A 25228-nucleotide genomic window follows, 5' to 3' on the forward strand; every position below is an offset into this window, starting at 1 on the left:
GGAGCACAGTGTGGTTCGCGGGCGCGGTGCGGTCCGTGGGCGGAATGCGATCTTCCGCCTGTGGGCGGCGCCCGCTGCGGTTAGGCTGCGCCCATGACCGAGCCGCAGCCGGATCCGCCCGTTGCGCCGCCGCAACTGGAGCCGATGCCCGAGGACTGGCGGCGGGCCCTGGCGGTGGTGGCCCACCCCGACGATCTGGAGTACGGCTGCGCGGCCGCCGTCGCCGCCTGGACCGACGCGGGCAAGCAGGTCGCGTACGTGCTCGCGACCCGCGGCGAGGCCGGCATCGACACGCTGGAGCCGGAGCGGTGCGGCCCGCTGCGGGAGCGGGAGCAGCGGGCCGGCGCCGCGGTCGTCGGCGTGTCGGTCGTGGAGTTCCTGGGGCACCGGGACGGCGTCGTCGCGTACGGTCCCGCCCTGCGCCGTGACATCGCCGCCGCGATCCGCCGCCACCGCCCCGAACTGGTGGTCACCCTCAACCACCGCGACACCTGGGACGGCAACGCCTGGAACACGCCCGACCACGTGGCCGTGGGCCGGGCCACGCTGGACGCCGCGGCCGACGCCGGCAACCGGTGGATCTTCCCCGAACTCGCCGCGCAGGGCCTGCAGCCGTGGGGCGGGGTGCGCTGGGTCGCCGTCGCCGGATCCGCCACCCCCACGCACGCCGTCGACGCGCGCCCCGGTCTGGAGCGGGCGGTGCGTTCCCTGTTGGAACACCGCACCTACATCGAGGCGTTGACCGACGAGGACCCCGAAACCCACGCCCGCGGCTTCCTCACCCGCGTCGCCACCGCGGCGGGCGAGCGGTTCGGCGGGACGCCGGCGGTGGCGTTCGAACTGTTCAGCAGATGACGACGGGCGGCCGAGGGTGAGGAGGGACGCATGACGACGGGCACGGACGAGCCGGCGGAGCGCTTCGAGGAGCACCGCGGGCACCTGAAGGCGGTGGCCCACCGCATGCTGGGCTCCCTGACCGAGGCGGAGGACGCCGTCCAGGAGACCTGGCTGAGACTCAGCAGCGCGGACACCGGCGACGTCCGCAACCTCGGCGGCTGGCTGACCACCGTCACCGGCCGGGTCTGCCTGGACCTGCTGCGCTCGCGCGCCGCGCGCCGCGAGGAGCCCATGGACGACACCTTCGTCCCGGACCCCGTGCTGCGGCCCCTGGGGCGGACCGATCCGGAGCAGGAGGCGCTGCGGGCCGACTCGGTCGGGCTCGCCCTGCTGGTGGTGCTGGAGACGCTGGAACCGGCCGAGCGGGTCGCGTTCGTGCTGCACGACCTGTTCGCCGTGCCGTTCGACACCGTCGCGCCGATCGTGGAGCGCTCCCCGGCCGCCGCCCGGCAACTGGCCAGCCGCGCCCGCCGCCGGGTGCGCGAGGCCACCCCGTCGGCCGACCCCGACCCCAGGCGGCAGCGCAGGGCGCTGGAAGCCTTCCTGGCCGCCTCGCGCGCCGGCGACTTCGAGGCGCTCCTCGGCGTCCTCGACCCGGACGTGGTGCTGCGCGCCGACTCCGGTGTCCTCGCGCGCGGCGCGGCCGCCTCCAAGCTGGTGCGCGGCGCCCGGCCCGTGGCGGAGAACGCGTTCGTCTTCCGCCACTACGCCCACCTGGCCCGGTTCGTACTGGTCAACGGGGCGGTGGGGCTGGTCACGGTGAGCGAGGGGCGGCCGCTGTCGGTCACGGCCGCCACGGTCGCCGACGACCGGATCACCGGCCTGTACATCCTGGCCGACCCCGAGCGGCTGGCCCGCCTGGAACTGCCGGAGTCCACCGGCTGAACCGGGCGGCGCGTTCCCGCGGCGGTGCGGGCCGCCGGAACCGGTGCGGGCCGTCGGAACCGGTACGGGCCGCCCGGACCGGTTCGGGCGGCCCGCGACGGTCCGGGCCGCCCCGGTCGGTAGGGTGGAGCCCATGCCTGATCGAACGTCCGGCCGAGAGACGCTGCGGGGCGACTGCGCGCGGTGCTTCGGGCTGTGCTGCGTCGCCCTCCCGTTCGCCGCGTCGGCGGACTTCGCCCTCGACAAGCCGGCCGGGACGCCCTGCCCGCACCTCGGCGGCGACCACCGCTGCGGCATCCACGCGGTGCTGCGGCGGCGCGGCTTCACCGGCTGCACCGTCTACGACTGCTTCGGTGCCGGCCAGAAGGTCTCCCAGGTCACCTTCGGCGGACGCGACTGGCGCGGCGGGCCGCCCGGGCACGCCCGGCAGATGTTCACCGTCTTCCCGGTGATGCGGCAGCTGCACGAGATGCTGTGGTACCTCGCCGAGGCGCTCACCCTGCCCGCGGCCCGCCCCGTCCACCCCGACTTGCGCCGCGCGCTCGCCGACACCGAGCGCCTGACCCTCGGCACGCCCGCGGAGCTCGCCGCGCTGGACGTGGCCGCGCACCGGCGGCGGGTCGACGCGCTGCTGCTGCGCACCAGCGAACTGATCCGCGCGGCCGCGACCCCGGGCGGCGGCCGGCCGGGCCGGAGGAAGGACCGCCGGGGCGCAGACCTGGCCGGGGCCCGCCTGAAGGGTGCCGACCTGCGCGGCGCGACCCTGCGCGGCGCCTGCCTCATCGCCGCCGACCTCACCGGTGCCGACCTGACCGGCGCCGACCTCATCGGCGCCGACCTGCGGGATGCGGACCTCACGGACGCCGACCTGACCGGTGCGTTCTTCCTCACCCAGCCGCAGCTCGACGCGGCCCGCGGCAGCGCCAACACCCGGCTGCCGGCGTCGCTCGCCCGGCCCGCGCACTGGACCGCGCAGAGCTGACGGCCGCGTGCCGCGCCTTTTCCGGTGCGCCGCCGCCCTGGCGCCGCACGCCTCCCTGCCCGGCGCCCGCACGCCTCCCTGCCCGGCGCCCGCACGCCTCCCCGCCCGGCCCGGCGGACGCGCGGACGCCCCGCGCACCGCCTACCGCGGCAGCGCGCAGGCGGCGAGGGGTGAGGGGAACGGCCGTCCCGCGAGGCGCAGCGCCCCGCTCGCGCCGTCGACATGGAAGACGCTGACGCCGCCGGAGCGCTGGTTGGCCGCGAACAGCAGCCCGCCGTCCGGGGAGAGGGCGAGGTGCCGCGGGAAGTCGCCGGCCACCGGCACGGTGCCCAGCAGCTCCAGCCGGGCCCCGGCCGCGTGGACGGCGTACCGGGCGATGGTGTTGTCGCCCCGGTTGGCGAGGAACGCGTGGCGGCCGTCGGCCGTCACCACGAACTGCGCCGGGTAGTTGGGGTCGGCCCCGCTGCCCGTGGACTGCGGCGCGCCGATGGTCAGGCGGCCGCTGTCCGGGTCGTAGGCGCACACCGCGACCGTGTCGTCGCTCTCGTTGGCCAGGTAGGCGTACCGCCCGCCGGGATGGAAGGTCAGGTGCCGCGGTCCGGCGCCCGGCCGGGTGTGCGCCCGGGCGACCTCGGTGAGCGTGCCCGCCCGCTCGTCGAGGCGGTAGGTGTACACGGTGTCGGTGCCCAGGTCCACGGCGAGCACGTGGCGGCCGTCCGGGCCGGTGATCACCTGGTGGGCGTGCGGTCCCTGCTGCCCCGGGCCGGGCGCGGGGCTGGTGTGCCGCACCAGGTCGGTGCGCTCGCCGAGCCGGCCGGAGCCGTCGACGGGGTGCACGGCCACGCTGCCGGAGGTGTAGTCGGCGCTCAGCAGCCAGCGCCCGCCCGGGTGCACCGACAGGTGGCAGGTGCCCGCCCCGCCGGTGGCGCGGGTGCCCAGGATCCTGCGGTCGGCGAGCCGGATCGCGGTCACCGCGCCCTCGGGCCGCTCCTGGGCGGCGTACAGCGTGTGCCCGTCCGGGTGCACCGCGAGGTACGACGGGTCGGGGACGCCGGTGAGGGTGCCCCGGTGCGTGATCCGGCCCGTCGCCGGGTCGTAGGCGGCCAGCGCGATGCCGCTGCCGCCGCCTTCGGCAAAGGTGTAGGTGCCCAGGTACAGCGGGCGGGGCCCCGAGGGTCCGGCGGCGCGGCGCGGCGGGGCCGTGCCGGGGCGCGGGCTGCTCGCCGGGCGCGCGGGCGCCGCCCGGTCCGCGTCGCAGGCGGACACGAGCACCGCCGCCGTCAGTCCCGCGAGCGCCCCGGCGGCACGGCGCCTGCTCCAGCCGCCGTGCGCCGCCGCTTCCTCCACCCCGCCGCCCATGCGCTGCACCTCAGGTCGTCGGCCACCCGGTCCCGGACACCTTCGCCCGTCCGGGCCGCCCGGCGCAAACCCGTGGGCGGCGGTGTCACCTGCCGCGCGACCGGCGCGGCGGGCTCACCACGAGCCGTCCTGCACCGGTTTGCCCGGCGCGTCCTTCAGCGGGGTGATCTGCTGCGCGGACGGCGGCTGCCACGGGTCGAGGTCGTCGCCGAGCCAGTCGCCGACCGGCTTGACCGCCTCCAGGGCGGGGGCGGGGGAGAGGTCCTCGCCGTCCTGGTCGTAGTAGTCGAACCACGGCAGGCCGGCCCGCGTGTACGCCGCGCGGTCCACCGGTGACGGCGGCGGCTCCTCGCCGGTGATACGGCGCCACTCCGGCGGCGTCACCAGGTGCACGAACACCCGCCCGGCGGGCTCCTCGGCCCAGTCGCCCGGCGGCCGCTCGTCCCGGTACACCTCCTGCCGCATCGACCTGCCGACGCCGAGACCCAGCGACGCGGGGCTCCGGGGCGGGCCGCCCGCCGGCGCGGGGGCCGCTCCCGGAGCCGGCGGGGCCGCCCCCGGAGCCGAAAGGGCCGCCATCGGGAACGCCGCGCCGCCGTACCCCCCAGGAGGGGCGGCGGCCCTGCGGGCCCGCTCCTGCGCGGCGCGCGCCTCGCGCCACGCGGCCAGTTTCCCCGGCCGCAGCGGGAAGGACTGCACCTGCACCCCGCCCCACACCTCCTCGCCGGTGACCTGGCCCTCGACGGTGGCACCCAGGCCCAGCGGGACGGCCACGAACTGACGGACCGTGCCCGTACCGGAGTTGATGCCGTCCAGCCACGGCTGCCGGGGCAGCACGAGGTAGTTCTGCGGGTCCCGGGTGAGGCGGTCGCTCCACGGCCGACCCGACACGGCGCACACCTTGCCCGCGCCGACCTGCAGCGCGGCCGGTTCGACGGTGCCGGCGAAGCTCAGCCACATCGCCTCGCGCAGGTACATCGGCAGCAGCACGCCGCCGCGGGCCCGCATCCGCTCCGGCGCGGTGTCCGGGAAGTCGCTCACCCGCCGCAGCGGGAACTCGCCCAGCCCGGGCGGCAGCGGATGCGTGCCCGTCTCCGGCAGGCGCAGCGTGCGCACGAAGCGCACCGCCACCCCGCCCGGCAACCGCAGTGTGTTCCCGTCGACCCGTACCGTCGTGCCGTCCACCGGCCGCTCCCCTCACGTCGTACCCATCTGGCGTCGGACGACGGCCACACGGACCGACTTCCTCGACTTCAGGAACGCCGGCCGGCCGGTGCGCGGTTCCCCCGCCGGCGCTGCGGCAGCCCCACGCGCTCCCGCAGCCGGGACAGGCGCGACAGGCGCTCGCGCTGCTCCCGGGTGTGGCGGTCCAGCTCCTCCAGCAGCCGGCGCGAGCGGTGCTCGGTGTCCAACTCGTCCAGCATACGGTTGACCTCGGTCAGCACGGCGCCCAGCAGCTGCCACTGGCGGGCGTCGCGCTGCACCTCCTCCAGCAGCAGCTGGGCCAGCTTGTCGCGGGTGGCGGCGGCCTGCCGCAGCTCGGCGGCCAGCCGGTCCTCGGCCGACTCGGCGCTGCGGCTGACATGGGTGGTGACCAGCACCGCGAAGCTGACCACCGCGTCGGCGACCTCCGACAGCAGCTCCTCGACGACCTCGCCGATGTGCGGCGGGAACAGTGGTTCGGGATCGCGCTGCTTGGCCAGGTCGGTGAAGGTGCGGGCGAGCACCCGCAGCACGACCGTGCAGATCTCCAGGGTGTCCAGGCCGGTGCGCAGCACCACCCGGTGCAGCAGGCCCTCCCGCACCCGCGGGTTGAGCCGCAGGCTGTCCTCGGCCTGCCGCAGGTCCGCGTCCACCTCGGCGATGTCGTGGTCGAGGCGGCGCGCCTCGTGCAGCCGCTCGGTGGTCCGCTCGACGCGGGTGCCGCGGCCGGCCGCCTCCTCGCCCAGGCGCAGCATCAGCCGCCGCACCCGGCGGGCCAGCCCCTCGATCGACTCGCCCGCCTCGTCGACCCACACCGGCGGCGGCAGCAGCAGGTTGGAGACCATGCCGACCGTCGCGCCGATCAGCGTCTCCACGATCCGCGCCCACGCGGTGCTGCCGACGGTGGTCACGCCGAGCACCAGCATCGCGCTGATCGCCACCTCCTGCACGAACTCGTGCACCCGCACCAGGTGGCCCACGGCCAGCGCCGCCACGACCACCAGCGCCAGGCTCCACCAGGTCAGGCCCACCAACTGGCTGAAGGCGATGGCGACCAGTACGCCCGCCACCACCGAGTTCACGCGGCGGATGCCCGTCTTGAGGGTGGCGTAGAGGGTGACCTGGACGACCAGCAGCGCGGTCAGGGGGGCGGTCAGCGGCGCGGGCTCCGGACTGAGGTGCAGCGCGACGACGTAGGCGATCGACGCCGCGGTCGCGGACCGCAGCGCCTGCACCACCGCCGGGTCCCGGCGCCGTTTCACGTACCGCTGGAGGGACACCGACCACTCACGTACATCTTGCATCGTCAGCGACTGTTCCCCTTCTCCGGGCGTGTGAACGTCTGGAGGGACATACGCGTACGAAACAGTGGACGCCTCGTGGGGCGGGGGCGGTTTCCCGGAACGTTTTCCGGAAACGTTTCCGGGAACCAGTATCCGGCTTCCGGAAAACCGGTGTCCGCCGGCTTGCGGAGAGCCGGTGTCCGGCTCAGCGGGACAACTGGTCGAGGAAGGCGAAGAGGTTGCCCGTGGTGCGGGCGATCTGCTCCTCCAGGGTCAGGCTCTCCTCGAACCGCGTACCGGACTCGGGGACCTTCCGGCCGCGCAGGTACAGGGAGCAGGCCAGGTCGGTGCAGATGTACAGCCCGACCGAGTTGCCCTCGCGGCCCGCCGCGCCCGCCTTGCGCGCGGTCATCAGGGAGACGCCGCCGCGCGGATGGGCCGTCAGGCACAGCGAGCACAGACTGCGGTGCAGAAAGCCGCGCTGCGCGGTGGTGACGCGCAGCGCCACGCCGACCGGCCGGCCCTCCCGCTCGGCGACGAGATAACCGCGCTCGGGCGCGCCCGGATCCCGCCAGCCGAGGAAGTCCAGGTCGTCCCACGGGCGTTCGGCGAGGTCGCGGGGGAGCGGCAGGCGCTTGGCCTCGCCCTTCGAGCAGTTGATGAACGAGGTGCGGATGTCCTGCTCGGTGAGGGGTCTCATGAGGGAGGGCTTTCTGCTGTCCGGGCGAATACGCCTAGAGGTTCTAGGCAAGCGCCTAGGGTAGGAAGGCGGGAGGGAGGGGAGCCAGCGAATTTCGCCGGCACCGACACCGGCGACGACGGCCTCACCGTCTCGGAGTTGCGCCGCCCTCTGACTACCGCTGACTACCGCGGCCCCGAGTGCGTCGCCCTCGGTGTCCGCCCGGCCGGCAAGGCGGCCGGCCGCCGGGCGCCGGGGCGCTCGCGTCCGGCGATCGGGCGGCGGTATCGTGCCCGGGCGGAAGGTGATCGACGGGGCGGTACGGGTCCGGAAGGAGCCGCATGGCGGGGCGCGGCGGGCGCACGGTGCGCGACCTCAGGCGGGGCAACCGCGCGGCCGTGCTGCAACGGCTGTACTTCGACGGCCCCCTCAGCCGCCTCGACCTCGGCCCCGCGACCGGCCTGAGCTCCGGATCGATCAGCAACGTCGTCGCCGAGCTGATCGCCGACGGGCTGGTCGAGGAGGCCGGCAGCGTCGGCTCCGATGGCGGCCGCCCCCGCACCCTGCTGCGCGTCTCGCCCGCCGGCGGCCACCTCATCGGCGTCGACGTCGGCGAGACCCGGGTGCGCGTGGAGCTGTTCGACCTCGCCCTCACCGAACTCGCCCGCACCGAACGGCCCCTGGACGAGCGGACGTACGCCGCCGACACCGTCGCCGGGCACATCCGCGACGGTGTCGCCGAGGTCCTCGCCGCCACCGGGGTCGCCGCGCGCGGCCTGCTCGGCGTGGGCATCGGCGTGCCGGGCATCGTCGAGCCCACCCCCGACCGGGGCGCCGTCGTGCACGGGCAGACCGTCGGCTGGGACGCGGTGCCGCTGGAGGCGCTGCTGCGCGCCGGGCCCGGCCTGCCCGACTCGGTGCCCTGCTTCGTCGACAACGGCGCCCGGACCCTGGGCCAGGCCGAGATGTGGTTCGGTGCCGGGCGCGGCGCCCGCAGCGCCGTCGTCGTCCTGCTCGGCTCCGGCATAGGCGCCTGCCTGGTCACCCCGGACGCCGAGCACGGCCGCGCCCTGGAGTGGGGGCACCTGACCGTGCGGGTGCGCGGGCGCCGCTGCCGCTGCGGGGCGCGCGGCTGCCTGGAGGCCTACGCCGGCGCCGCCTCGCTGCTGGCCCGCTGGCGCGAGCAGGGCGGCCGGCCGCCCGCCGGCGCCGACGAGGAGACCGCGCTGGCCGCGCTGGCCGCCGCCGCCCGCCCGGCGGACGGCACCGCCGCCGACCCCACCGCGCAAGCGGTGCTGGAGGAGGCCGCCGAGTACCTCGGCGCGGGCCTCGCCGACCTGGTCAACCTCTTCCAGCCGGAACGCATCCTCATCGGCGGCTGGGCCGGTCTGACCCTCGGCCCGCAGCTACTGCCGGAGATCCGCCGGCACGCCGCCGCGTACGCGCTGCGGCACCCGGCCCGCAAGGTGACCGTCGACATGGGGCGGCTCGGGCCCGACGCGGTGACCGTCGGCGCCGCCGTGCTGCCGCTCGCCGACTTCTTCGCCCGCGGCGGCCGCCGCGCCGAGCCCGCCCCGTCGAGCCCGCCGCCCGCCTGGCACGCCGCGCTGGGGGAGCGGGCCCTGCACTGACGTTTCGGTGATCACCGCGGTGGTACCCGCGCTGTTCGGACACCACCTCGGACACCACCGGGTTCGAATACCACCGGGTTCGGACACCACCGGCCGCAGGCCGCGAGAGCAGGCCCCGGACGACCTGGAGGACCTGGAGGATCCGGAAGCCCCGGATCCCGCACACCCGGACCCCAAAAGCCTCGGAAGGAGGACACCGTGGCCGCACACCGCGACGAGGGCCCCGGCGAGAACGGCACGCCGATCCCGCGGGACCTGCCCGACCAGCAGACCGGCGCCGGCGAGGACCCCTGGGAGGTCTCCTCCGAGAACGTCCCCGGCGGCACCGGCGGCCAGGAACAGACCGACGTCCCGGACACCGACGAGGGCGGCACCGGCCGGCAGGGCGCTCCCCGGACGGGCGCCGGCCGGCAGGAGCAGCCGGTGTCGGAGCAGCAGGAGCATCCGCTGCCGGACGAGCCGTCCGGCTGACCGCGGCATCACGGCGGCTTCCGGCACCGGGCAGGCCGTACGTCAGCACCGGGCAGACGGGAAGGCCGTCCGGTCAGCTCCGGGCAGACGGGAAGGCCGTCCGGTCAGCACCAGGCAGGCCGCCCGGCCCGCCCGTTCGGCCTGCCCGGGCCGGGTCAGCCGACCTTGCCCGCGTGCAGCGGCTCCGTCGCCGCGCCCTCGCCGTTCCGCACGCCCCGCAGGAACTCCTGCAACGCCTCGGCCGCCGAGTGCTCCGGCTCCCAGCCCAGTTCGGTGCGGGCGCGGGTGCAGTCCATCAGCGGCAGCCGCAGCACCGCGTCGAACAGGTGCGGGGAGGCCGGCAGCAGGTGCAGGCCCCACGCGGCGGCGATCGCCGACCGGGCCGCCGTACGCGGCAGCCGCACCGGTTTCGCGCCGAGCATCTCGGCGAGCATCCGGGCGTCCACCGTCGGCTCCGCCGCCAGGTTGAAGGCGCCGCGGGCCGCGGAGAGCACCGCCGTCCGGTAGGCGCGGGCGGCGTCCTCGGTGTGCAGCGCCTGCACTCGCAGTCCGGGGACGTCGGGCAGGAACGGCAGCAGCTCCGGGCGCAGCAGCGGGCCCGGCAGGAACCTGCCGCCGAAGATGCGGCGCTGCTCGCTCGCCGACTCCCGTTTGAACAGGAACGCCGGGCGCATGCGCACCACCCGCACCTCGGGGTGGTCACGCTCGAAGATGTCCAGGGCGCGCTCCAGGTACGCCTTCTCCCGGCAGTACGCGGCGTCCGGCCAGCCGTGCGTGGGCCACGACTCGTCGACGGCGCGGTCCTTCGGGCCCGGTGAGTACGCGCCCACCGAGGAGGCGTGCACGAGCGTGCGCACACCGGTCGCGGCCACCGCCTCGAACACCCGGATGCCGCCCAGCACGTTGGTGCTCCAGGTCGTGGCCGGGTCGTGCGTGGGCTGGAACGCCCACGCCAGGTGCACCACCGCGTCGGCGTCCGCGAACTCCTTCACCAGGTCGGCCTGTTCGGAGGAGAGGTCGACCGCGGACCACTCGGTCTTCGGGGGCGACCAGTCCGGGATGCGGCGAGCCAGTCCCCGTACCGACGCGATCCGGGGGTCCTCGCCCAGCAGCCGCACCACGCTCGTGCCGACGTTGCCGGTGGCGCCGGTGACCACCACCCTGCTGCCCGCTGCACTGCTCACCTGCGGCTCCTCTCGGCGGTTCCACGAAGGGGCTACCGAGTACCCCGGCCGGCGGCGAGGCACGCGGCCCGCGCCCCGCGCCGCGCCGGGCGCCGGTCCCGGACCCCGCGGGGGAGCCGGGCCCGCAAGAGGAGCGGGATCCCGCGGGAGGAGCCGGAGCACCAGGGGGAGCCGGATCCCTCAGGAGGAGAAGGCGTCCACGCCCGTCAGTTCCGCCGACAGCCGCCACAGGCGGGCCGCCTGCTCCGGGTCGGTCGCCCAGTCCTTCACGCCGACGCGCTCGCCGCTCGCCGGGGCGGGCTCGGCGATGTCGCAGTCCTCCAGGTACACCCCGCCCTTGCCGTCCAGTTGCGGCGAGGTGGCCGCCCACACCTGGGTGGCGGCGCCCTGCTGCGGCGTCTTGAAGACCTCCGGGTGCAGCAGGTTGCCGTCCTCGTCGATCCAGCCGAGCCGGACCATCTCCTCCTTCGGCAGGTGCCGCTGCAGCGGCGTGAGAATGCCGCCGGGGTGCAGGGAGAAGGCGCGCACGCCCGCGTCCCGGGCGAGCCGGTCCAGGTGGACGGCGAACAGCACGTTGGCGGTCTTGGCCTGGCCGTACGCCTGCCACTTGTCGTAGCCGTGCCGCCAGTGCGGGTCGTCCCAGCGGATGCCGGAGAAGTGGTGGCCGCGCGAGGAGACCGACACCACCCGCGCGCCGCCCGGGGCGATCGCCGGCCACAGCCGGTTGACCAGGGCGAAGTGCCCGAGGTGGTTGGCGGCGAACTGCAGCTCCCAGCCGGGCCCGACCCGGGTCTCCGGGCACGCCATGACCCCGGCGTTGTTGATGACGATGTCGACGGTGCGGCCGGAGGCCAGGAACCGTTCGGCGAAGCCGCGCACGCTGTCCAGGTCGGCCAGGTCCAGCGCGTCGACCTCCACGCCGTCCAGCCCGGCCAGCGCCTCCTGGGCCACGGCCGGCCGCCGCGCCGGCACGACGACGCGGGCGCCGGCCCGGGTCAGCGCCCGGGTGGTCTCCAGGCCCAGACCGGAGTAGCCGCCGGTGACGATCGCCAGCCTGCTGGTGAGGTCGATGCCCTCCAGGACCTCGTCGGCGGTGCTGCGCGGGCCGAAACCGGAACCGATCTTCTGCTGCGGGGTATTCGTGTCCGTGTTCATGCCGGGAACGCTACGGATTCGAGCGCTCTCCAAGTCAAGGCGACGCCCCGCGGCACGTCCCCTGACGTGGAAAGGCCCCGACCGGACGGGGGAAGGCCGGTCGGGGCCGTTCGGGGGCGGGCACGGAGGGCGGTCGCCTCTCGGCGAAAGGCTCCACAGGGCTTCAGCTGAACGATCGTCCCTGTGGGCGAGGGGTGAGGCCCGGGGACACTGTCCCCTCCGTACCCACGGGTGGTTCAACGTGGCCGGCGTCGTCCGGTGTTCCCCGACCTGCGCCTGCTCGGGGTGAGGTGCCTCACTGCGGTTGGCTCTCCCGCCGGTCGCCGGGGACGGCCTCCGCCCAGATGTTCTCCGCCTGCAGCAGCAGCGTGCCCAGGACCGCGGTCCGCGCCGAACTCCGCCCGGCGTGCTCGCGCAGGCTGTCCTGCAGGTTGCGGTGGAGCTCCTCCAGCGCCCGCCCCGTACGGTCGTCCACGGGAGCGGTGTCCCGCCGCCGCAGCAGCCGCTCGCTCTCGGCGCGGCAGCAGCCGGCGATCAGCTCCAGCAGATCGGCGTAGGCGCGCAGCGCGCGCTGTGCGGGCGGGGCGGACGTGCGCGCGTCGTCGGCGGCGGCCACCAGGGCGCGCGTCAGGGCCGTCACGTGCCCCGCGACGCGGCCCCACCGCTCGTCCTCGGCCTCGTCGGGGAGATGCAGCGGCACCCGGTGCAGGGCGCGCAGCCAGCCGCCGGTCAGCCGGAGGCTCTCCCGGCTCCAGCCGCGCGCCGAGCGCAGCGCCTCCCGCCGCCGCTCCAGCCGGTCGGCGGCCCGCGCCCAGCCGGCCGCCGTCGACGCGTCCCAGTCGCCGTCGCGCAGGCCGGCGGCGACCGTGCACAGCGTCTCGCCCGTCTCCCGGGCCAGCGCCGCCAGGTTCTCCCGGACGTCCCGCAGATGCACCGGCGGCAGCACGAGCGCGTTCACCGCCACCCCGATCACCGCGCCGAGGGCCGCCTGCAGCAGCCGATGCCCGACGGCGGAGGCCGACACGGCACCGGAGGCGAGGGTGAACACGGCGGTGGTGGCGGCGTAGATGCCCTGGTCGCCGAAGCGCGGCCAGTTCGCCAGCAGCATCAGCACCGGCACGGACAGCGCGAGCGCGCCCAGCGTGTCGCCGGTGACCCACTGCGCGGCCGACGCGAGCAGCGCGCCCGTGGCCAGCGCGGTGAACTGCTGTGCCGCCTGCCGCAGCGAGGAGTAGACGGTGGCCTGCACCAGCACCAGCGCCACCCACGGCGCCATCAGCGCCATCGGGTCGCCGAGCCAGTCCGCCGCCACCAGCCACGCCAGCAGCGCCGCCCCGGCGGCCTTCAGCGACTGCACCACCAGGTCGCGCTCCCGGCCCGGCTCGTGCCAGGCCCGCCGCGCGGCCCGCCCGACGCCGGCCGCCTCCTCCCGCACCGCCTCCGCCACCCGTCCCGCAGTCTCCCTCGCGCGCATCATCCGATGCGGGTATCCGAAGATCGGGGGGTGTCAAGCACGCGGATCGTGATGGATGCGTCACGTCGCGACGGCCGGGTGCTGCGGCCGGGTGTCGTGACAGGGTGCCGCGGTCGGGCGTCGTGACAGGGTGCCGTGGCCGGGTGCCGTGGCTGGGTGTCGTGACAGGGTGCCGTGGCCGGGTGCGTCCGCGTGCCGGGCCGTCACCCCGGCACGTCGCCCAAGGGGCTGTTCTCCAGCTCCGCCAGCAGGTGCGCCGGGTCGTCGTACACCGCCTTCGCGCCCGCCTCCTCCAGGTCGCGGCGCGGGATGCCGCCGGAGAGGACGGCCACGCAGGTCACCCCGGCCCGGCTGCCGGCCCGCATGTCCCACACCGTGTCGCCGACGAAGACGGCCCGTTCGGCGGGCACGCCGGCCAGGTCCAGGGCGTGCCGGACCGGGTCGGGCGCGGGCTTGCCCGCGTCGACGTCGTCGGCGCCGGCGGTCGCGGTGATGGCGTCGTCCGCGTCGAGCGCGCGGCGCAGCGCGGACAGCTCCGCGCCGCCCGCGGAGGTGGCCAGCACCACCTTCCAGCCGTCGCCGTGCAGGCGCCGCAGTAGCCGGGCCGCCTCCGGCAGGGCGGGCAGGCGGTCGAAGTACTGCCCGTACAGCGCCTTGTGCGCGGCGTTGAGTTCGGCGTCCCGGCCGGTGTCGCGGTCCTCGCCCAGCAGACGGGCGATCAGGTCGGTGCCGCTGAGCCCCACGGACCGGTGGACGGCGTGCATCGGCACGTGGTGGCCGGCCTGCCGGAACGCCTCCCACCAGGTCACGACGTGCAGATGGTTGGTGTCCACGAGGGTTCCGTCCACGTCGAAGACGGCGGCACGATCCATCCGGAGTCCTTTCGTCCGGCGCTGCCCGAGCCGGATACGGCCGGGTACGCCACGTACGGTCGGGTACGGCCAAGTACCACGTCAGCCGCCCGCCACGCCGGCCGGCGGCCGCCGCCTCGGCCTCCGGCCCTCGCAGGTACCCGGGCACCTGCCCGGCCGGCGCCTCGAGGGGATCCGTCGCCCCCTCCTCCCCTGCCCGGGTTCCCCGGTGCCGCGCGGGCCGCACGGCACCGCTCCCGCCGCGCCTTCAGGACCCGCGGCCGGTTTGCCCCTTACACCCCCGGGTACTGCGAAGCCTCGTCCGTATCACGCCGACAGCCGACACGCCGACAGCCGACACGCCGGAGCACCGGCACCGGCGCACCGGCACGTCGGCACATCCGCTTCCGGAGGAGGCCAGCATGTCCGACCCCACCGACTCCCCCACACGCGTGGCCGTCGTCACCGGGTCCGACTCCGGCATCGGCCGGGCCACCGCCGTCCGCCTGGCCGAGGCGGGGATGGACATCGGCATCACCTGGCACCGCGACGAGGAGGGCGCCGACCGCACCGCCGAGGAGGTGCGCGCCCGCGGCCGGCGCGCCGAGGTCGCCCAGGTCGACCTGACCCGGCTGCCCGAGGCCGCCGACACCGTCGACGAGCTGTGCGAGCGGCTCGGCCGCGTCGACGTGCTGGTCAACAACGCCGGCACCGGTACCGCCACGCCCTACCTGGAACTCGGCCTCGACGACCTGCGGCACGTCCTGGACGTCGACCTGGCCGGGCCGTTCCTGTGCGGGCAGCGCGCGGCGCGCCGCATGATCCGGCAGGGCGACGGCGGCCGCATCGTCAACGTCACCTCCGTCCACGAGCACCAGCCGCGCGTGGGCGCCGCGCCGTACTGCGCCGCCAAGGGCGGTCTCGGCCTGCTCACCCAGGTGATGGCGCTGGAGCTCGCCGAGCACGGCATCACCGTCAACGCGGTCGCGCCCGGTGAGATCGCCACCCCGATGACCGGGCAGGAGGACGTCGACGTGCACACCGAGCACCGCCCCGGCGTGCCGCTGGGCCGGCCCGGTGACGCCCGCGAGGTCGCGGCCGTGATCGCGTTTCTGGCGAGCCCCGAGGCGTCGTACGTCACCGGCGCCTCCTGGAGCGTCGACGGCGGGATGCTGCGCATGGGCCCGATGGCCGGCTCGCACCTGACCGGCGACGACTGGCGGCGACCCTGAGCCGATGGCCGTGCGACTGCGTACCAGCTCCTGCGACCGGCCCGGGTACACCCGCGTCCGCTGCGGGCGCGGCTTCCGCTACCAGGACGTCGACGGCAAGCCGCTCACCGACCCCGGGACGCTGGCCCGGATCCGCGCGCTGACCATCCCGCCCGCCTGGAAGGACGTGTGGATCTGCCCCTGGCCCAACGGGCACCTGCAGGCCGTCGGCACCGACGACGCCGGTCGCCGCCAGTACCTGTACCACGAGGAGTTCCGCGCCCGGCAGGAGCAGGCCAAGCACGAGCACGTGCGGCAGGTCGCCCACGCCCTGCCCGAGCTGCGCGCCAAGGTCTCCGCCGACCTCGCCGGACGCGGCCTGAGCCGGGCCCGGGTCACCGCCTGCGCCGTACGCCTGCTCGGCCTGGGCTTCTTCCGCATCGGCAGCGACCGGCACACCAGGCAGAACGAGACCTACGGCCTGACGACGATGCTGCGCGAGCACGTCACCTGCGGCCGCGGCGAGATCGCGTTCTGCTACCCGGCCAAGGGCGGCACCGAACTCGTGCGGGCGCTCGTCGACGAACAGGCCTACGCCGTCGTACGGGCGCTGCTGCGCCGCCGCCGCGGCGGGGACCGGCTGCTGGCCTTCTGGGAGCGGGGCGCCTGGCACGACCTGCACGGCGCCGACCTGAACGAGGCGCTGCGCCGGCTGGCCGGCACCGACATCACCGCCAAGGACTTCCGCACCTGGCACGCCACGGTGCTGGCCGCGGTGGCCGTCGCCGTCACCACCCGGGACGCCCGGGCCACGCCCGCCGCGCGGCGCCGGCAGATCAGCCGGGCGGTGAAGGAGGTCAGCCGCTACCTGGGCAACACCCCGGCGGTGTGCCGGGCCTCCTACATCGACCCGCGGGTCTTCGAACTGTTCGAGCAGGGGGAGACGATCGCCCCCGTGCTCACCCGGCTGGGCGAGCACGGGCACTTCGGGCGTCCCGCGACCCAGGGCGCCGTGGAGGCCGCGGTGCTGGAGCTGCTGGAGGGCTGACACGCGCCGCGCGGCCGGACCCGGTCCCGTTCTACTCTGGATGCGTTCCAGGAGGCTCCCGTTCCCCGCAGGATGCGTACGAGGAGGCCGGAGACATGACCGAAGTCGCGAGCCCGCACATCCCCCGTCCGCGCATCCTGGTGCTCGGCGTGCAGCCGGGCAGCCCGCCGTTCCGGGTGGTGGAGATCGACGGAGAGGTGGTCGGCGAGGCCCGGAAGATCACCGACGTCCTGGAGGCCGCCGCCGCGTTCGGCATCCCCGTCCACGACCTGGACGACCCCGACGTCATCCGCTGGGTCGGGGGCGACAAGTTCACCTGGGCGGCGCACTAGGACGGTGCACCGGCCCGCCCCGTGCGGCACCGCGGCGGCGCCCGGCGGGGCGGTGCCGGGCGCCGTCTCTTCGCCGGGCCGTGTCCTCGCGACCTCAGGCGTGCCGCCGCCGCGCGTGCACCGCCCGCCCGAGCCGGCGGCCCAGGAGCAGATGGCCGGCAAGCGCCCCGGCGGTGTTGAGGATGACGTCGTCGATGTCGAAGGCACGCCCGGTCACCAGCGCCCCCTGGGCGAACTCCACCAGCAGCATCACGATCGCCGTCAGCAGCAGCACCCGCAGCAGCCCGCGCGTCCGCGGCGCGACGACCGGCACCAGCACGCCGAACGGCACGCCGAGCAGCAGGTTGCCGCCGATCTGCTTGACCGCGTCGCGCAGCGCCGGCCGGTCGAGGTAGGCGCGCAGCGAGCGGCCCGGGTGCAGGTTGGTGTGGGTCAGCGCCGCCGACGCGGGGGACGGCTCCAAAGTGAGCCGGGCCAGCACCACCGCGAACACCACCATGAAGACGAAGGCGCACAGCATCGCCAGCAGCCGCGCCGGCCACGGCAGGCCCCGCCGCCCGGCGGGCTCCGGTTCCGGTGCGGGCGCGGCGGGGCGGCGGCGCAGGACGCGGCGCCATGAGCGGCTCCCGGCCGACTCCGGGGGCTGTGGTGCGGGCTGCGGCGCGGTCTTGGTACCGCGTAGACGGAAGGCGGTGCGGGCACGTGCGGCGGCGCGGGCCATGCGGTCCTCCAGTCGGCAACTTCCTTGCGTGGTACGCCGGTTACCCACGAAGAGGCCGACGATGCCGCCGCCCGTACCGGTGGTCCCCGGCTGCTTTCGCCGTGCGCGGGGCGGTCGCCCGCGGGCGTGCCGTGCGCCGTGGCGGTGGTGCTGCCCGCCCCTCCCGCACGGCCGGCGCGAGCGGTGCCTCAGGTGCCGTAGGTCACGTGCACCTCCTTGAAGCCCAGGGAGTGCAGCAGGCCCTGGAGCATCCCGGTGGTGTTCTTCTCGGCGCGTGCCGTCAGGCCGCTGTCCCTGGCGGCCTCGCCGATGTGCTTGACGGCGAGTTTCTGCACGGCCTGCTCGCCGTTGGGGTTGTCGGAGAACAGGTCGCCGAGCCGGTCGAGCAGCCCGCGCTGCTTGGAGACGGCGTAGGAGTGGTCGGGGTCGAGCGCCGGCCTGCCGAGCCGCGCGTGCGGCAGGCGGATCGTGGCGGACGTGCGGTCGTCGTCGACCGTCACGTCCCGCTCGCCCACCGAGCCGAGGTCGACGTAGGCGTCCACGGTGCCCGCGCCGACGTACAGGGTGCGGGTGCCGCGGATGGCGTCGGGCAGGTACTTGGCGTCCTTCTCCAGGTCCACGACGACCTGGAAGTTGCCCGAGGCGGCGTCGTAACGGCTCATGTCCTGGAGGGACTTCAGCAGGGCGGGACCGGAGCGGTCCCGTGTCTCGGTGCCGAACAGGTCCCTGAGCCCCGGCAGCAGGCTCAGCCGGATCCCGGCGAACAGCACGACCAGCACCACCACCAGGGCGGTGAGAGCCTTCACCCAGCCGGGCACGCGCCGTTTCCCGGGACGCCCGGTGGTCTCGGGGTCCTTGAGGGAAGTCGTCATCGCGACGGTCCTCCTTCCTGCCCCTGCGCATGCCCGGCGACGGCCCGAACAGACCGCCCGCGGCCCCGGATACGCCTTCTTGCGGGCGTACGCGGGCGTACATGGGCGTACATGGGCACGAACGGTCCGCGCCGGACCCGGAGCCGGCGCACGACCGGCCGGCGGCGCACCGGCCGGCCGGGGGGCGTCACCGGGGGCCGGACATGGTCTCCGGCAGGTTCAGGGCCGCCTCCAGGGTCGGCTGGGGCGGCAGCAGGCGGCTCAGGCCGGTGACCCGCAGCACGCGCAGGGTCAGCGGATGCGTGCACACCAGCCGCAGTTCGCCGCCGGCCCCCAGCACCCGGGTGCGGGCCCGGTACAGCAGGCGCAGCCCGGAGCAGTCGAAGAACTCCACCGGGCCGAGGTCGATCACCACCCGGGCCGCCGGCCGCTGCGTCACCCGGTCCAGGTACGGGGCGATCTGGGTGGCCGCGGCGAAGTCGATCTCACCGTGGAACTCCAGCACCGTGTACCCGCGCTCCCGGTGGACGCGCAGATGCCGGGTGAGCGGTGCGGGTTCGTGCTGCACGACGACATCGCCTCCCACCGGCGGGCGCCCGGACGCGCATGACCGCCCCCGCTCTGCAAGTTACCCTCGACGGACTGAATTTGAGCATGTTCGATTGTCATATGTCTTTGAATTCCGGCCGAGTTCGTCCGTGTCCTACGGGACAGCTACGGGACAGCGGCGGGCGGTGGGCGCGGCACGCCGGAGCGCGGCAGCGCCTGCCAGGACTTTCGCCAACGTCCGCCGCACTCGCGTGAAGTGACGAACTATCAGGAAGTGGAGAGGTGCACGGGGGCGGGACACGTCCGGTGGCCGAGTGAACCGGCCGTGCCGGGATATCCGGACGAGTACGGGCGGCGGGACACGACCGCCCGCGCCCCGGACCTCGCGGAGGAGACCATGGCACTGGTGACAGCGGGATTCCTCGTGCTCGACTGCGCCGAGCCCGAGAAGCTCGCCGAGTTCTACAAGGGGCTGCTGGAGGGCGAGGAGACCCACACGACGGCCAACCGGGTGGAGATCAGGGGCGCCGACGGCACCCGGCTCGCCCTCCGCCGCGACGTGAACGCCACCCCGCCCAGCTGGCCCCGCCCGGAGAACTCCCTCCAGGCCCACCTGGACTTCCAGGTGGCCGACCTGGACGCGGCCGAGCGCCGCATCGTCGGCCTCGGCGGACGTCCCCTGGAGACGAGGGAGCCCACCGGGCCGCACGAGGAGCGCGGCTACGCCGACCCCGCCGGCCACTCGTTCACGATCCGCCTCGGCCCGTCCGCGGCACCGAAGCAGGGCTGACGGCCCGCACGGCAGCGGCGGGACTGACGCCCCGGCACGGCAGCAGCGGGGCTTGACGGCGCCGGCACGGCAGCGGCGGGGCCGACGGCGCCGGGCACGGCAGGGGCCGCGCACCGGACGGCCGCCGGAGGGCGGCGGCGTCCCGTGCGCGGCCCCGCGGTGCGGCCCCCGCCGCCCCGCCGCCCGCTCAGTCGCGGCCGGCCTTCTCCTTCGTGGGCCACACGCCGGTGGACCGCTGGATGGCCTTGGCGCCGGTGCGGTCCACGGCGCTGCGGACGACGGCGAAGATGGCGCCCTGGACCGCGGCGGCGAGCAGGACCTCGCCCCAGCCGCGCTCGGGGTCGAGGGCGTCGGGCGCGTCCTCCTCGTGCCGCAGGGCCTTCCACGTCGCCTGGAACGCCTTGCCCGCGAGCGCGCCGCTCAGCCAGCCCAGCGCGAAGCCGAGCGGCTGGTAGGCGAGGGAGAGCTTCTTCTTTTTCCTGGCCACCTGGTCCTCCTTCGGTACGGACAAGTCCTCGGTGGGAGTGAGCGGTCGGGTCGGTCGGTCAGTCGGTCAGCCGACCGGATCGGACGGATCGGCCGGTCGGCCGGCCGCGGCCGGCCGGCGGGGGCCTTCGGGGCCGTGGGGCCGGCCCTGCGGCGGTACCTCCTCCGCGGGGCGCACGGGGCCGAGCGGCGTGCCGTCGCCGAACGGCCGGCCGCCGAGCTCCTCGCGGTGATGCGGCGTCAGCCACCCGCCGAGATCGGGGCCGAGCGGCACGATGCGGCTCGGGTTGATGCCGGTGTGCACCTGGTAGTAGTGCCGTTTGATGTGGTCGAAGTCGACCGTGTCGCCGAACCCCGGCGTCTGGAACAGGTCCCGCGCGTACGCCCACAGCACCCGGTCCTCCGCCAGTTTCCAGCGGTTGCACTTGAAGTGGCCGTGGTAGACGGCGTCGAAGCGCACCAGCGTGGTGAACAGCCGGATGTCGGCCTCGGTGAGGGTGTCGCCGACGAGGTAGCGCCGCCGCTCCAGCCGCCGGCCCAGCCACTCCAGCCGCCGGAAGACGGCCGTGCAGGCCGCCTCGTACTCCTCCTGCCCGGTGGCGAACCCGGCCCGGTACACACCGTTGTTGACGTCCTCGTAGACGTCCGCCGTCACCGCGTCGATCTCGTCGCGCAGCGCCCGCGGGTACAGATCCGGCGCGCCCTCGCGGTGCAGGGCCGTCCACTCGGTGGCGAGGTCGAGGGTGAGCTGCTGGTAGTCGTTGGTGACCAGCTTCCCACTGGGCACGTCCACGACCGCCGGAACGCTCACCCCGCCCGGGTAGCCGGTCTCGCGCCGGTCGTAGGCCTCGCTGAGGAACCGGATGCCGAGCACCGGGTCGCAGCCGCCCGGGTCGAGCGTGAACCGCCAGCCGCGGTCGTCCTGGATCGGATCGGCGATCGCCAGGGACAGGGCGTCCTCCAGGCCGAGCAGCCGCCGCGAGATCACGGCGCGGCTCGCCCACGGGCAGGCCCGGCTGACGACCAGCCGGTAGCGGCCCGCCTCCACCGGCCAGCCGTCCCGGCCGTCGGCGGTGATCCGGTCCGCGAAGTGCGCCTTGGAGCGCCGGAAGGGCCTCCTGCCGTACGCGCTGTTGCCGCCGTCTGCGGCGTCGCCGCCCATGCCGCCTCCTCGCCGTGTGCCCGCGGCCGTATCCGGCCCGGCCGTATCTCTTCCCGCAGGACGCGTTCCCCGTTTTCCGCCGGCGGCACGGTGTGATCCGCACCGGCCCGGGGCATCCGGCGAACGTGAGCGGCACACCTTCGGAGCAGAGGACGGACAGGGATCGGGACAAGGACCGGGAAACGTGCCGGGAAACGGATCGGGGAAGGGACCGGGGAAGAGGCCGGGAGACCGCCCGCACGGGTGACCGGGCGGCGACCGGTCGGAGCAGTGCGGACAAGGGGGGCGCGGCGGACCGCAGGACGCGCGTGACCGTGCTGGTGGCGCTGGGCGCCAACCTGGTCATCGCGGCCGCCAAGGCCGTCGGCGGCCTCCTCGCCGGGTCGCCCGCGCTGCTGTCGGAGGCGGCGCACTCCGTGGCGGACAGCCTCAACGAGGTGTTCCTGCTGGCCGCGCTGCGCCGCAGCCGGCGCCCCGCCGACCGGCGCCACCCCTTCGGCTACGGCAAGGAGCGCTTCTTCTGGTCGCTGCTCGCGGCCGTCGGCATCTTCGTCATGGGCGGCTGCTTCTCCTTCTTCCAGGGCGTCGAGGCGCTGCGGGGCGGCGCGGAGGAGAAGTTCAGCGGCTACGTCGCGGGCCTGATCGTGCTGGGCGTCGCCCTCGTCGCCGAGGGCGTGTCCCTGCTGCGCGCCGTCTTCCAGGTGCGCCGCCAGGGCGGCACGGCCGGTCTGCGCGACCCGGCGCTGCGCACGGTCGTCGCCGAGGACGGCACGGCGGTGTTCGGCGTGACCCTCGCGATCATCGGCATGGCCCTGCACATGGCCACCGGGCAGGTCGTGTGGGAGGCGTCCGCCTCGCTGGCGATCGGCGTGCTCCTGGTCTACGTCGCCTACCGGCTCGGCAAGGAGGCCCGCGACCAGCTCATCGGGGAGGCGGCCGACCCGGAGGCGAGCGGCCGGATCCGGGCGCTGCTGCGGGCCCAGCCCGAGATCGACAGCGTCGAGGCGCTGTTCACCATGAAGATGGGCCTGGAGTCGCTGCTGGTGGCCGCCCGGATCGACCTGGCGCCGGGCCTGGACAGCGAGCGGGTGGAGGAGATCTCCATGCGCATCAAGCGCTCCATCGCCCGCACCGTCCCGCAGGCGGACCAGATCTTCCTCGACGTCACCGACCGGCCCGCGCGGGGGGCACGGCAGAGCCCCGCCGCGACGGGGGAACACGGCGGGGCCTGACCCACGCGTTCCCGGCGGGCGCCGGTTCATGCCCGCCGGGCGGAAATTCCTTCCATCCGGCCGCTCCCGGGCGTCTCCAGCCGCTCCCGGGCGTCAGCCGCCGTCGGCCGGCTCCAGCACGAACACCGGGATCCGCCGCGACGTCCGCTCCTGGTACTCGGCGTACGGAGGGAAAGCGGCCACGGCCCGCTCCCACCACGCGGCCCGCTCCTCCCCGGTGACCTCGCGCGCGACGACGTCCCGCTTCACCGGCCCGTCCCGCACCTTTGCCCGGGGATCGGCTTTGAGGTTGAAATACCACTGCGGATGCCTCGGCGCCCCGCCCTGCGAGGCGACCACCGCGTAGCGCCCCTCGTGCTCGACCCGCATCAGCGGCGTCTTGCGCAGCTTGCCGCTGCGGGCGCCCCGGGTGGTCAGCAGCACCACCGGCAGTCCCGTGTCGCGCAGCGTCGTGCCCTCGGTGCCGCCGGACCTCTCGTACAGCTCCACCTGCTCCCGCACCCACCCGGCCGGGCTCGGCTCGTACTCGCCCTCCAGAGGCATGGCCACCGTCCTCCTCGTCGGTTGCTCGTCGGGTGCCCGCCGGTCGTAAAGACCCGTTGTGCGGGCTGTCCCGTACGGCGCTTCAACGCGCCGCCGCGCGGCTTTCCTCCACGGCGGGCCGGGCGGTGGCGCGCCGCGCGCGGAGCGGTGCCGGAGGCGACCGCGCGCCTAGCGTGCCCCCGGCACCCCCCGGCACCCCCCGGCACCCCCCCGGCACCCCCCGGCACCCCCCGGCACCCACCGACGATCTTCGGCCAGATCCGGCGGGTCCGCGATCTGGCCGAACTTCGCGTCGCCGGATGGATGCCCCGGGCATCTAATGAGCAGCGGCACGCCCCCCCCACAGCCTGCGAGGTCATCCATGACAGACGTGACGCACCAGCCCGGCCCCGTCGCCTTCCCCCAGGACCGCACCTGCCCCTACCACCCGCCGTCCGCCTACGACCCCCTGCGCGCCGCCCGCCCGCTGACCCGGGTCACCCTCTTCGACGGGCGCACGGCCTGGCTGGTGACCGGACACGCCGCCGCCCGCGCGCTGCTCGCCGACCCGCGGCTGTCGTCCGACCGCATGCGTCCGGACTTCCCGGCGACCAGCCCGCGGTTCGCGGCGCTGCGCCGCCGCCGTCCCGCGCTGCTCGGCGTGGACGACCCCGAGCACCGCGCCCAGCGCCGCATGCTGATCCCCGGCTTCAGCCTCAAACGGACCGCCGACCTCAGGCCGCGCATCCAGCGCATCGTCGACGACCTGCTGGACGCCATGATCGCGCAGGGACCGCCCGCGGAGCTGGTGAGCGCGTTCGCCCTGCCCGTGCCCTCCACGGTGATCTGCGCCCTGCTGGGCGTGCCGTACGCGGACCACGAGTTCTTCGAGGCGCAGTCGCGCCGGCTGCTGCGCGGCCCCGAGGCCCGCGACGTCGAGGACGCCCGGTGCCAACTGGAGTCCTACCTGGGCGAGTTGATCGACCACAAGCGCAAGGAGCCCGGGGCGGGGCTGCTGGACGAGCTGGTGCACGAGCGGCTGATGCCGGGCGAGGTGGACCGGGCGGAACTGGTCACCCTGGCGCTGATCCTGCTCGTCGCCGGCCACGAGACGACCGCCAACATGATCTCGCTGGGCACCTTCACACTGCTGCGGCACCCCGAGCGGCTGGCCGAGCTGCGCGACGACCCGCGGCTGGTGCCGGACGCCGTGGAGGAGCTGCTGCGGCTGCTGTCGATCGCGGACGGGCTGCTGCGGGTGGCCCGGGAGGACGTCGAGGTGGAGGGCACGACGATCCGGGCCGGGGAGCCGGTGGTGTTCTCGACCTCCGTCGTCAACCGCGACGAGCGCGTCTACCCCGACCCCGACGCCCTGGACTGGCACCGCCCGGTGCGCCACCACCTCGCCTTCGGCTTCGGCATCCACCAGTGCCTGGGCCAGAACCTGGCCCGCGCCGAGCTGGAGATCGCCCTGCGCACGCTGCTGACCCGGCTGCCCGGCCTGCGCCTGGCCGTCCCGGCCGAGGAGATCCCGTTCAAACCCGGCGACACGATCCAGGGGATGCTGGAACTCCCCGTGACCTGGTAAGAGGCTCCGCCCATGCACATCGACATCGACACCGGCCGCTGCATCGGCGCCGGCCAGTGCGCCCTGGCCGCCCCCGCCGTCTTCACCCAGGACGACGACGGCTACAGCACCCTGGTGCCCGGCCGCGAGGACGGCGCCGGCGACCCGATGGTCCGCGAGGCCGCCCGGGCCTGCCCGGTCGGCGCCATCACCGTCACCGAGGGCTGAACCCGGGGCGGCCGGGTGCCCGGACGGCGGCCTTCCCCGCCGGACCGGGCACCGCCGGCTTCAGCCGGCGCAGCCGCTCCGGGGCGGCGATCACCTCGTACGCCGCCACCCGGCTCGCCCACGACCTCGACCCGCGGCACGCACAGCAGCCGCCCGCCCGGCGCCACCACGGCCCCGACCTCGCCGTCGACCAGCGCCGGCGCCGCGTGCCGGGCCCGCTCCCGCAGCAGCACCGTGCCCTTCGCGACCGCCCGGGCCCCCGCAGCTCGGCCGGCGCCCCGGGCGGCAGCACCGCCGGGTCGGCCCGGCGCACCACGTCCGGCGCCGGCACGGCGAGCAACCCCGCCAGGTCGCCGCCGCGCGCCGCGGCGAGGAAGGCGTCCACCACCCGCCGCTGCCGCCGCAGCTCCGCCTCCGGCACGGCGGGCGTGCCGCGCACCCGGCGCCGACACGG

At 75.5% G+C, this 25228-nt stretch carries 27 protein-coding genes; 12 read left to right on the top strand and 15 right to left on the bottom strand.

Annotated elements, in window-relative coordinates:
• Positions 1-93 precede the first annotated feature (93 nt).
• From IE225_RS11110 to IE225_RS11120, 3 genes are all read left to right on the top strand, one after another.
• The gene (locus tag IE225_RS11110) at positions 94-855 is read left to right on the top strand and encodes a PIG-L deacetylase family protein (RefSeq protein ID WP_190057255.1); all 762 of its coding nucleotides are present in this window, start codon (positions 94-96) and stop codon (positions 853-855) included.
• 30 nt (positions 856-885) lie between these two features.
• A complete protein-coding gene (gene sigJ / locus IE225_RS11115) occupies positions 886-1782 on the top strand; it encodes an RNA polymerase sigma factor SigJ (protein ID WP_190057256.1) in 897 nt (298 codons plus the stop codon).
• Positions 1783-1915: 133 nt separating this feature from the next.
• Positions 1916-2764 carry a pentapeptide repeat-containing protein gene (locus IE225_RS11120; protein ID WP_190057257.1) on the top strand — a complete coding sequence of 283 codons (849 nt, stop codon included), beginning with the start codon at positions 1916-1918 and terminating at the stop codon, positions 2762-2764.
• 141 nt (positions 2765-2905) lie between these two features.
• Here the strand turns inward: IE225_RS11120 and IE225_RS11125 are convergent, their stop codons facing one another.
• From IE225_RS11125 to IE225_RS11140, 4 genes are all read right to left on the bottom strand, one after another.
• Entirely contained in the window at positions 2906-4123 is a 1218-nt protein-coding gene (locus IE225_RS11125) for a lactonase family protein (RefSeq protein WP_190057258.1), read from the bottom strand.
• A gap of 114 nt (positions 4124-4237) precedes the next feature.
• Positions 4238-5308: a hypothetical protein gene (locus IE225_RS11130; RefSeq protein WP_190057259.1), complete on the bottom strand. Its 1071-nt coding sequence runs from the start codon at positions 5306-5308 to the stop codon at positions 4238-4240.
• 68 nt (positions 5309-5376) lie between these two features.
• On the bottom strand, positions 5377-6630 hold the full coding sequence (locus tag IE225_RS11135; protein ID WP_190057260.1) for an FUSC family protein: 1254 nt from the start codon (positions 6628-6630) through the stop codon (positions 5377-5379).
• A gap of 184 nt (positions 6631-6814) precedes the next feature.
• Positions 6815-7309, bottom strand: a complete 495-nt coding sequence (locus tag IE225_RS11140; RefSeq protein WP_190057261.1) for an FBP domain-containing protein — start codon at positions 7307-7309, stop codon at positions 6815-6817.
• Positions 7310-7629: 320 nt separating this feature from the next.
• Here IE225_RS11140 and IE225_RS11145 point away from each other — a divergent pair, with 320 nt between their 5' ends.
• Both IE225_RS11145 and IE225_RS11150 read left to right on the top strand, forming a co-directional pair.
• Positions 7630-8919, top strand: coding sequence for an ROK family transcriptional regulator (locus IE225_RS11145; protein ID WP_190057262.1), 1290 nt, complete (start codon positions 7630-7632; stop codon positions 8917-8919).
• Positions 8920-9117: 198 nt separating this feature from the next.
• Positions 9118-9390 carry a hypothetical protein gene (locus IE225_RS11150; RefSeq protein ID WP_190057263.1) on the top strand — a complete coding sequence of 91 codons (273 nt, stop codon included), beginning with the start codon at positions 9118-9120 and terminating at the stop codon, positions 9388-9390.
• A gap of 155 nt (positions 9391-9545) precedes the next feature.
• Here the strand turns inward: IE225_RS11150 and IE225_RS11155 are convergent, their stop codons facing one another.
• From IE225_RS11155 to IE225_RS11170, 4 genes are all read right to left on the bottom strand, one after another.
• A complete protein-coding gene (locus tag IE225_RS11155; RefSeq protein ID WP_190057264.1) occupies positions 9546-10574 on the bottom strand; it encodes an SDR family oxidoreductase in 1029 nt (342 codons plus the stop codon).
• Positions 10575-10754: 180 nt separating this feature from the next.
• A complete protein-coding gene (locus tag IE225_RS11160; RefSeq protein WP_190057265.1) occupies positions 10755-11729 on the bottom strand; it encodes an SDR family NAD(P)-dependent oxidoreductase in 975 nt (324 codons plus the stop codon).
• A gap of 295 nt (positions 11730-12024) precedes the next feature.
• Positions 12025-13206: an FUSC family protein gene (locus IE225_RS11165; protein ID WP_373303165.1), complete on the bottom strand. Its 1182-nt coding sequence runs from the start codon at positions 13204-13206 to the stop codon at positions 12025-12027.
• Between the two features lie 200 nt (positions 13207-13406).
• Entirely contained in the window at positions 13407-14075 is a 669-nt protein-coding gene (locus IE225_RS11170; RefSeq protein WP_190057266.1) for an HAD family hydrolase, read from the bottom strand.
• A gap of 401 nt (positions 14076-14476) precedes the next feature.
• Here IE225_RS11170 and IE225_RS11175 point away from each other — a divergent pair, with 401 nt between their 5' ends.
• The 3 genes from IE225_RS11175 (at position 14477) to IE225_RS11185 (ending at position 16645) form a co-directional block, all read left to right on the top strand.
• Positions 14477-15286 carry an SDR family oxidoreductase gene (locus IE225_RS11175; protein ID WP_190057267.1) on the top strand — a complete coding sequence of 270 codons (810 nt, stop codon included), beginning with the start codon at positions 14477-14479 and terminating at the stop codon, positions 15284-15286.
• A 10-nt stretch (positions 15287-15296) separates the two neighbouring features.
• Positions 15297-16313, top strand: a complete 1017-nt coding sequence (locus tag IE225_RS11180; RefSeq protein ID WP_190057365.1) for a DNA topoisomerase IB — start codon at positions 15297-15299, stop codon at positions 16311-16313.
• Positions 16314-16408: 95 nt separating this feature from the next.
• Complete coding sequence (locus IE225_RS11185; protein WP_190057268.1) at positions 16409-16645, top strand: hypothetical protein; 237 nt, start codon at positions 16409-16411, stop codon at positions 16643-16645.
• Between the two features lie 94 nt (positions 16646-16739).
• Here IE225_RS11185 and IE225_RS11190 read toward each other — a convergent pair whose 3' ends face one another.
• The 3 genes from IE225_RS11190 to IE225_RS11200 form a co-directional block, all read right to left on the bottom strand.
• Positions 16740-17366 carry a VanZ family protein gene (locus IE225_RS11190; RefSeq protein WP_190057269.1) on the bottom strand — a complete coding sequence of 209 codons (627 nt, stop codon included), beginning with the start codon at positions 17364-17366 and terminating at the stop codon, positions 16740-16742.
• 188 nt (positions 17367-17554) lie between these two features.
• Positions 17555-18238, bottom strand: a complete 684-nt coding sequence (locus IE225_RS11195; protein WP_190057270.1) for a DUF4230 domain-containing protein — start codon at positions 18236-18238, stop codon at positions 17555-17557.
• Positions 18239-18425: 187 nt separating this feature from the next.
• Positions 18426-18806 carry an anti-sigma factor antagonist gene (locus IE225_RS11200; RefSeq protein WP_190057271.1) on the bottom strand — a complete coding sequence of 127 codons (381 nt, stop codon included), beginning with the start codon at positions 18804-18806 and terminating at the stop codon, positions 18426-18428.
• Positions 18807-19184: 378 nt separating this feature from the next.
• On the opposite strand from IE225_RS11200, the gene IE225_RS11205 reads away from it, so the two are divergent.
• Positions 19185-19577 carry a VOC family protein gene (locus IE225_RS11205; RefSeq protein WP_190057366.1) on the top strand — a complete coding sequence of 131 codons (393 nt, stop codon included), beginning with the start codon at positions 19185-19187 and terminating at the stop codon, positions 19575-19577.
• Between the two features lie 187 nt (positions 19578-19764).
• Here IE225_RS11205 and IE225_RS11210 read toward each other — a convergent pair whose 3' ends face one another.
• Together IE225_RS11210 and IE225_RS11215 are read right to left on the bottom strand one after the other, a co-directional pair.
• Positions 19765-20064, bottom strand: coding sequence for a DUF4235 domain-containing protein (locus IE225_RS11210; RefSeq protein ID WP_190057272.1), 300 nt, complete (start codon positions 20062-20064; stop codon positions 19765-19767).
• A 66-nt stretch (positions 20065-20130) separates the two neighbouring features.
• Positions 20131-21225 (bottom strand): glutathione S-transferase family protein, encoded by a 1095-nt coding sequence (locus tag IE225_RS11215; protein WP_190057273.1) that lies wholly within the window; start codon positions 21223-21225, stop codon positions 20131-20133.
• A 308-nt stretch (positions 21226-21533) separates the two neighbouring features.
• On the opposite strand from IE225_RS11215, the gene IE225_RS11220 reads away from it, so the two are divergent.
• Complete coding sequence (locus IE225_RS11220; RefSeq protein WP_229879428.1) at positions 21534-22457, top strand: cation diffusion facilitator family transporter; 924 nt, start codon at positions 21534-21536, stop codon at positions 22455-22457.
• 93 nt (positions 22458-22550) lie between these two features.
• On the opposite strand, the gene IE225_RS11225 is transcribed toward IE225_RS11220, so the two are convergent.
• On the bottom strand, positions 22551-23000 hold the full coding sequence (locus IE225_RS11225; RefSeq protein ID WP_190057274.1) for a nitroreductase family deazaflavin-dependent oxidoreductase: 450 nt from the start codon (positions 22998-23000) through the stop codon (positions 22551-22553).
• A 361-nt stretch (positions 23001-23361) separates the two neighbouring features.
• Between IE225_RS11225 and IE225_RS11230 the strand changes: the two genes are divergently transcribed.
• On the top strand, positions 23362-24567 hold the full coding sequence (locus tag IE225_RS11230; RefSeq protein WP_190057275.1) for a cytochrome P450: 1206 nt from the start codon (positions 23362-23364) through the stop codon (positions 24565-24567).
• A 12-nt stretch (positions 24568-24579) separates the two neighbouring features.
• Positions 24580-24774: a ferredoxin gene (locus tag IE225_RS11235; protein ID WP_190057276.1), complete on the top strand. Its 195-nt coding sequence runs from the start codon at positions 24580-24582 to the stop codon at positions 24772-24774.
• Here IE225_RS11235 and IE225_RS11240 read toward each other — a convergent pair.
• Positions 24761-25213, bottom strand: a complete 453-nt coding sequence (locus tag IE225_RS11240) for a hypothetical protein (RefSeq protein WP_190057277.1) — start codon at positions 25211-25213, stop codon at positions 24761-24763. The two genes, IE225_RS11235 and IE225_RS11240, sit on opposite strands and share 14 nt — an antisense overlap.
• Positions 25214-25228 lie beyond the last annotated feature (15 nt).

Source organism: Streptomyces echinoruber (assembly GCF_014651135.1).
GTDB lineage: Bacteria > Actinomycetota > Actinomycetes > Streptomycetales > Streptomycetaceae > Streptomyces > Streptomyces echinoruber.

What these genes read in the sequence shown, in the direction of transcription:
- IE225_RS11195 (WP_190057270.1), bottom strand. Translation starts at nt 18,238, where the DNA reads ATGACGACTTCCCTCAAGGACCCCGAGACCACCGGGCGTCCCGGGAAA.
- IE225_RS11120 (WP_190057257.1), top strand. Translation starts at nt 1,916, where the DNA reads ATGCCTGATCGAACGTCCGGCCGAGAGACGCTGCGGGGCGACTGCGCG.
- IE225_RS11140 (WP_190057261.1), bottom strand. Translation starts at nt 7,309, where the DNA reads ATGAGACCCCTCACCGAGCAGGACATCCGCACCTCGTTCATCAACTGC.
- IE225_RS11175 (WP_190057267.1), top strand. Translation starts at nt 14,477, where the DNA reads ATGTCCGACCCCACCGACTCCCCCACACGCGTGGCCGTCGTCACCGGG.
- IE225_RS11205 (WP_190057366.1), top strand. Translation starts at nt 19,185, where the DNA reads ATGGCACTGGTGACAGCGGGATTCCTCGTGCTCGACTGCGCCGAGCCC.
- IE225_RS11215 (WP_190057273.1), bottom strand. Translation starts at nt 21,225, where the DNA reads ATGGGCGGCGACGCCGCAGACGGCGGCAACAGCGCGTACGGCAGGAGG.
- IE225_RS11125 (WP_190057258.1), bottom strand. Translation starts at nt 4,123, where the DNA reads ATGGGCGGCGGGGTGGAGGAAGCGGCGGCGCACGGCGGCTGGAGCAGG.
- IE225_RS11135 (WP_190057260.1), bottom strand. Translation starts at nt 6,630, where the DNA reads ATGCAAGATGTACGTGAGTGGTCGGTGTCCCTCCAGCGGTACGTGAAA.
- IE225_RS11160 (WP_190057265.1), bottom strand. Translation starts at nt 11,729, where the DNA reads ATGAACACGGACACGAATACCCCGCAGCAGAAGATCGGTTCCGGTTTC.
- IE225_RS11145 (WP_190057262.1), top strand. Translation starts at nt 7,630, where the DNA reads ATGGCGGGGCGCGGCGGGCGCACGGTGCGCGACCTCAGGCGGGGCAAC.
- IE225_RS11170 (WP_190057266.1), bottom strand. Translation starts at nt 14,075, where the DNA reads ATGGATCGTGCCGCCGTCTTCGACGTGGACGGAACCCTCGTGGACACC.
- IE225_RS11190 (WP_190057269.1), bottom strand. Translation starts at nt 17,366, where the DNA reads ATGGCCCGCGCCGCCGCACGTGCCCGCACCGCCTTCCGTCTACGCGGT.
- IE225_RS11230 (WP_190057275.1), top strand. Translation starts at nt 23,362, where the DNA reads ATGACAGACGTGACGCACCAGCCCGGCCCCGTCGCCTTCCCCCAGGAC.
- IE225_RS11165 (WP_373303165.1), bottom strand. Translation starts at nt 13,206, where the DNA reads ATGATGCGCGCGAGGGAGACTGCGGGACGGGTGGCGGAGGCGGTGCGG.
- IE225_RS11235 (WP_190057276.1), top strand. Translation starts at nt 24,580, where the DNA reads ATGCACATCGACATCGACACCGGCCGCTGCATCGGCGCCGGCCAGTGC.
- IE225_RS11185 (WP_190057268.1), top strand. Translation starts at nt 16,409, where the DNA reads ATGACCGAAGTCGCGAGCCCGCACATCCCCCGTCCGCGCATCCTGGTG.
- sigJ (WP_190057256.1), top strand. Translation starts at nt 886, where the DNA reads ATGACGACGGGCACGGACGAGCCGGCGGAGCGCTTCGAGGAGCACCGC.
- IE225_RS11110 (WP_190057255.1), top strand. Translation starts at nt 94, where the DNA reads ATGACCGAGCCGCAGCCGGATCCGCCCGTTGCGCCGCCGCAACTGGAG.
- IE225_RS11225 (WP_190057274.1), bottom strand. Translation starts at nt 23,000, where the DNA reads ATGCCTCTGGAGGGCGAGTACGAGCCGAGCCCGGCCGGGTGGGTGCGG.